This window comes from Saccharomonospora iraqiensis subsp. iraqiensis (genome assembly GCF_000430445.1).
GTDB lineage: Bacteria > Actinomycetota > Actinomycetes > Mycobacteriales > Pseudonocardiaceae > Saccharomonospora > Saccharomonospora iraqiensis.
Window position 1 is genome coordinate 1 of record NZ_KE387079.1, and the last position, 3,086, is coordinate 3,086.

Consider the following 3,086-nt stretch of genomic DNA (forward strand, 5'->3'; position numbering starts at 1 on the left):
GGCCGGCCCGTCGGACGACCCGTCGGCCCGTCCGGCCGACCCGTCGCCCGTGGATTCCGGGCCGCCGTCGGCGGCGTCCTGCGCCCGCACCGTCTCCCGCACCGGTTCCGTCCCTTCGCCGTCCCCCGCGGTCACACGAACCCCTGTTCCGTCCACGGCTGGCGCAGCCCGCGCAGCACGTGCGCGGTGGTCAACGCCGCCTCGACCGCCTCGTGCCCCTTGTCCTCGGTCGACTCCGGCAGGCCCGCCCGCGCCAACGCCTGTTCCTCGGTGTCGCAGGTCAGCACCCCGTTACCGACCGGGGTGCCCTCGTCGAGGGCGACGCGGGTCAGCCCCGCGGTCACCGAGTCGCACACGTAGTCGAAGTGCGGTGTCCCGCCGCGGATCACCACGCCGAGGGCCACGACCGCATCGTGCCCCCGCGCCAGCGCCTGCGCCACGACCGGCAGCTCCACCGCACCGGACACGCGCAGCACCGTCGGCTCGTCGGCCAGCGGCACGTCCCGCACGGCCCGCAGCGCGGATTCCACCAAACTGTCGGTGATCCGGGTGTGCCACCGGGTCGCCACGATCCCCAGGCGCAGGTTCGCGCACTGGCTCAGGTCCTGCCCCGTGTCGGGACGTCCTTCTCCACTCATCCCGGTGTCCCGTCGTCTCCGGTCGTCCAGTCAGTCCCCCCGGCCGGTCGGCCCGGGGCCCGTCCGGCCCCGGCACCCGGTCACACCGGGTCCGCACCGTCGCGGTGCTCGGTCACCTCGGCGCCGACCTCGTCGAGGTGTTCCAGCTCGGACAGGTCGTGTCCCATCCTGTCACGCTTGGTCCGCAGGTACCGCAGGTTCTCCGGGTTGGGCGAGGTCGGCAACGGCTCCCGCCCGGTGACCCGCAGGCCGTACGCCTCGATCCCGACCCGCTTCGCGGGGTTGTTCGTCAGCAGCCGCATCGACCGCACCCCGAGGTCGGACAAAATCTGCGCCCCCGTGCCGTAGTCGCGGGCGTCGGCGGGCACCCCCAGCTCCAGATTGGCGTCCACCGTGTCGGCCCCGGAGTCCTGCAGCTGGTACGCCTGCAACTTGTGCAGCAGGCCGATCCCACGGCCCTCGTGTCCCCGGATGTAGAGCACGACGCCGCGTCCCTCGGCGGCCACCGCCCGCAACGCCGCCTCCAGCTGCGGGCCGCAGTCGCACCGCAGCGACCCGAACACGTCGCCGGTCAGGCACTCGGAGTGGGCCCGCACCAGGATGTCCTCGCCGTCGCCGATGTCGCCGTACACAAAGGCGATGTGTTCGATCCCGTCCAGCAGGCTGTCGTACCCGATCGCGCGGAAGGTCCCCGCCGCGAGCGGGACACGGGCCTCGGCCACGCGCTCGACCTGCTTCTCCTTGCGCCTGCGGTAGGCGATCAGGTCGGCGATGGTTATGAGCTTGAGTTCGTGGTCGGCGGCGAAGACCTCCAGCTCGTCCCGCAGGGCCATGTCGCCCTCGTTCTTCTGCGACACGATCTCGCACAGCACCCCGGCCGGGGCGAGCCCGGCCATCCGCGCCAGGTCCACCGCGGCCTCGGTGTGCCCCGGCCTGCGCAGCACCCCGCCGTCCTTGGCCCGCAGCGGCACGACGTGCCCGGGCCTGCGGAAGTCGGACGGCTGCGACTTCGGGTCGGCGAGCAGGTTGATGGTGTGGCTGCGGTCGGCGGCGGAGATGCCGGTGCCGATCCCCTCGGCCGCGTCCACCGTGACCGTGTACGCGGTGCCGCGCATGTCCTGGTTGGTGTGGAACATCGGCGGCAGGTCGAGCCGGTCGCAGTCCGCGCCGGTGAGCGAGGCGCAGATGTAGCCCGAGGTGTAGCGCACCATGAAGGCGAGCAGTTCGGGGGTGGCCTTCTCGGCCGCGAAGATCAGGTCGCCCTCGTTCTCGCGGTCCTCGTCGTCGACCACGACCACCGGACGACCGTTCGCGATGTCGTCGATCGCCGCCTCGATCAGGTCGATGTCCGGTGCGGGACCGGCCTCAGTCATGGTCACGCGTCCTCCTTGCCCACGCCACTCCCCACCGTATCCCCCGGAAGGTGGACGGCGGCCAGTCGCTCCACATACTTCGCGAGCACGTCCACCTCCAGGTTGACCGCCTCGCCCGGCTCGTTCCGGCCGAGTGTGGTGGCCCGCAGCGTGGTGGGGATCAGCGCGACGGTGAACTCCTCGTCCGTGACACCGGCCACGGTCAGCGAGATCCCGTCGACGGCGATCGACCCCTTCTCCACGACGTAGCGGGCGAGTTCGGGCGGGAAGGCGAACTGGGTGAGCCCGTCCGGGTCGCGGGACAGGAACGTGCCGGTGCCGTCCACGTGCCCCTGCACGATGTGCCCACCGAACCGGTCGCTCGCCGCCATCGCCCGTTCGAGGTTGACCAGCCTGCCCGGCCCGATCCCGTGCAGGCTGGTGCGCTCCAGGGTCTCCGGCACCACGTCCACGGTGAACTCGTCGGCGGAGACCTCGACCACCGTCAGGCACACCCCGTTCACGGCGATCGAGTCGCCGTGTCCCGCGTCCTGTGTGACCACGGGCCCGCGGACGGTGACGCGGCTGCCGTGCGGCTCCTGCCGCACCCGCGTGACCTCGCCGAGCTCCTCCACAATGCCGGTGAACACCTAGTCGCCTCCCTCGCCCGTGACCGGGACGGCGGAGATCCGCACGTCCTCACCGCTCATGGTGGCCCGTTCGACCCGCCAACGGTGTGCCTCGGTGATCGTTGACACTCCCGCATCCCCCAGGGCCGCGGGCCCGGCGCCCAGCAACACCGGGGCGACGAAGGCGACGATCCGGTCCACCCGGTGCGCGGCGACGAACGCGCCCGCCAGGGCGGGCCCGCCCTCCAGCAGCACGTCCACGATCCCCCGCGCGTCCAGGGCGGCCAGCACCTCGTCCGGGTCGCGGGAACGGACCCGCAACGTCTCCGCCGAGGAGTCCCGCACCGCCGCCTCCGACGGGATCTCCCGGGTGCCCACGACCACCCGGAGCGGCTGACGTCCGACGGGGGTGCCGTCGGCGCCGCGCACGGTCAGCCGTGGGTCGTCGGCGAGTACGGTGCCGGTGC

The 3,086-nt window shown here is 72.6% G+C and carries 4 protein-coding genes; all 4 read right to left on the reverse strand.

Going from position 1 to position 3,086, the window contains the following annotated elements; all coding sequences use genetic code 11:
• Positions 1-131: 131 nt before the first annotated feature.
• Positions 132-638 (reverse strand): 6,7-dimethyl-8-ribityllumazine synthase, encoded by a 507-nt coding sequence (gene ribH, locus ACTIR_RS0108750; RefSeq protein WP_007027121.1) that lies wholly within the window; start codon positions 636-638, stop codon positions 132-134.
• Between the two features lie 80 nt (positions 639-718).
• On the reverse strand, positions 719-2,011 hold the full coding sequence (locus ACTIR_RS0108755) for a bifunctional 3,4-dihydroxy-2-butanone-4-phosphate synthase/GTP cyclohydrolase II (RefSeq protein WP_026453976.1): 1,293 nt from the start codon (positions 2,009-2,011) through the stop codon (positions 719-721).
• Between the two features lie 2 nt (positions 2,012-2,013).
• A complete protein-coding gene (locus ACTIR_RS0108760) occupies positions 2,014-2,640 on the reverse strand; it encodes a riboflavin synthase (protein ID WP_026453977.1) in 627 nt (208 codons plus the stop codon).
• On the reverse strand, positions 2,641-3,086 hold a 446-nt coding region (locus ACTIR_RS26450; RefSeq protein ID WP_034239150.1), incomplete at its 5' end, for a RibD family protein.